Below are 2,766 nucleotides of genomic sequence, written 5' to 3' on the forward strand. Positions count from 1 at the left end.
TCAAACATCGACAGTATTCTTCCTCCTTTCCCGACAGATTCCGGGATTGAAAAAAGTCTCTTTGGACAAAAAGTCAAAATCGGATTTGGGATGCACGACAGTTCTGCAGCACTGCTTCCTTATATCCGTTTGGTTGACAGGCCTTTTGTCCTGATTTCCACCGGGACCTGAAGTATTTCTCTCAATCCCTTTGACCAGATTCCTTTGACCGAAACAGAATTGGACAGCGACTGCCTGAGTTTCCTCCAACCTGATGGAACCAAAGTCAAGGGCGCAAGAATTTTCCTAGGCAAAGAATATGAAGTACAAATCAATAGGATTGCTTCCCATTTTGGAGATACTGTCGAAAGGCTGCAAAAACTGGAGTTCTCCCAAAGACAGATCAAATCCCTTTTCGCAGCAAACAAAAAAGACATGTTCAGTCCTATCAGCTTCCAAGGTTCCGGACCAAAAGTCAAATGGGAAGGACGTGAAAATCCTTTGGATGAATTTACAAATGCCGAAGAAGCCTGCCTTCAACTGATGCTCGATCTGGCCAAATGGCAGCAATGCAGTACGGATCTGGTTTTGGGAAAAAGCAAGGTTACGGATATCATCCTCACGGGAGGATTTACCAAAAACAAAACCTTTTTGGCTTTTTTACAACTCTTGTATCCAAACCAAAAAATCTACCTCAGCAACCAACCAAGAGCATCCGCATTGGGGGCTTTGCTTGCTTTGGACCAAAGCAAATTGAAACAGGACATTCTCTGGATCAGGGAATTTGAAACCGTCTTATAGCCCCCATTCTTCCTATCTTTGACATAATTTCCAAGATAGTACAGGACACATTAACAGCACCAAACCATCAATTTTAACCTATCAAAATTGTAATCAAAATGGGAAACAACAGCAAGAAATTTGAGCACGTCAGCTACCTCTGGGATGATGCCAAAGCAGACCAACTGAAGCACGATGAAGTGGCCATGCTCATCTACAGGTCCAATATATTGGGCGCTGACCTGAGAATCACCAACTATGGCGGCGGAAATACAAGTTGCAAAACCATTGAAAAAGACCCGCTGACCGGTAATGACGTCCCTGTGATGTGGGTGAAAGGTTCGGGTGGAGACATCGGGACTTTGACCAAAAGCGGCTTGGCAGGTTTGTACCTCGACAGACTGCATTCCCTGAAAAAAATATACCGAGGACTGGAATTCGAAGATGAAATGGTGGAGCTTTTCAACCACTGCATCTACGACCTGAATTCCAAAGCGCCTTCCATTGATACACCCCTACATTCCTTTTTGCCTTACACCCATATTGACCATTTGCATCCGGATGCGCTGATCGCGATAGCGGCTGCAAAGGATGGCGAAAAAATCATTCAGGACTTATTTGGAGGAAGCATCGCTTGGGTTCCCTGGCAAAGACCGGGTTTTGACCTTGGTCTGAAACTCGAAGAAGCCATCACCAAAAACCCAAATCTCCGTGGAATTGTCCTCGGACAGCACGGACTTTTTACCTGGGGAGAAACAAGCTACGAATCCTATATCAACAGCCTTGAAGTCATCGAAACCTGCAGCCAATACCTCCATGCAAATTATGGAAAGGACAGACCGGTTTTTGGTGGGACCAAAACCACAACTTCCTTGGACGAAACCCAAAGACGGGATCAGGCTGCCAAACTTGCTCCTACACTCCGTGGTCTCTGTTCTTCGGAAGGCCTGATGGTCGGACATTTTACTGATGCCCCTGCTGTGATGGAATTCATCAACAGCGAGGATGTCGAACCACTTGCGGCGATGGGTACAAGTTGCCCGGATCATTTTCTCCGTACCAAAATCTGTCCTTTGGTTTTAAATTTGGCACCAGAAGAAGATTTGACCAATAAAGGTTTGCTTGAAAAACTGAACAGCCAATTTGAAGGATATCGGGCCAATTATGCCAAATACTACGAAGACCACAAGCATCCAAACAGTCCCAAAATCAGGGATGCCAACCCTGTGGTCATCATTTGGCCGGGAATCGGGATGTTTACTTTTGCCAAAAACAAGCAGACCGCACGTGTCGCGGCGGAGTTTTATATCAATGCTATCAACGTCATGAAAGGCGCCGAGGCGATATCGACTTATGTGTCGCTGCCTTTGCAGGAAGCTTTCAATATTGAGTATTGGTTGCTCGAAGAAGCCAAACTCCAAAGGATGCCTGCCGAAAAACCCCTGTCAAGAAAAGTGGCTTTGGTCACCGGAAGTGCAGGAGGTATCGGAAAAGCCATTGCCGAAAAATATGCGAAAGAAGGTGCCTGTGTCGTTTTGACTGATATAAACAATACCAAACTCGCTGCTTCCGTAGCTGAGTTTGAGAAGAAATTCACCAAAGACAATGTCATCGGTGTTTACCTTGATGTAACCAAACCTGAAACTTTGAAAGCCTGTATCCGAGAAATCTGCCTCAACTATGGCGGTTTGGATATTGTGGTCAACAATGCAGGCATCAGCATCAGCCGTTCGTTGGAAGAGCATTCTTTGGAAGAGTGGGACAGGCTGTACGACATCTTGGTCAAAGGACAATTCATCGTCTCTCAAATGGCTTTTGATGTGCTGAAAAAACAAAACAAAGGCGGCGATATCATCAACATTGTCAGCAAAAACGGGTTGGTAGCGGGTCCAAAAAACGCCGGTTATGGTTCTGCCAAAGCCGCCCAACTCCATCTCACGAGACTGATGGCTGCAGAATTGGGTGATTACAAAATCCGCGTCAACTCCATCAATCCCGATGCCGTGA

At 45.8% G+C, this 2,766-nt stretch carries 2 protein-coding genes; both read left to right on the top strand.

Going from position 1 to position 2,766, the window contains the following annotated elements:
* Positions 1-204 precede the first annotated feature (204 nt).
* On the top strand, positions 205-780 hold the full coding sequence (locus tag ACZFYI_RS18440) for a hypothetical protein (protein ID WP_462525592.1): 576 nt from the start codon (positions 205-207) through the stop codon (positions 778-780).
* Between the two features lie 98 nt (positions 781-878).
* Positions 879-2,766: bifunctional rhamnulose-1-phosphate aldolase/short-chain dehydrogenase (locus ACZFYI_RS18445; protein ID WP_462525593.1), on the top strand; the 1,888-nt coding region annotated here is incomplete at its 3' end.

The organism is Aquiflexum sp., assembly GCF_977115555.1.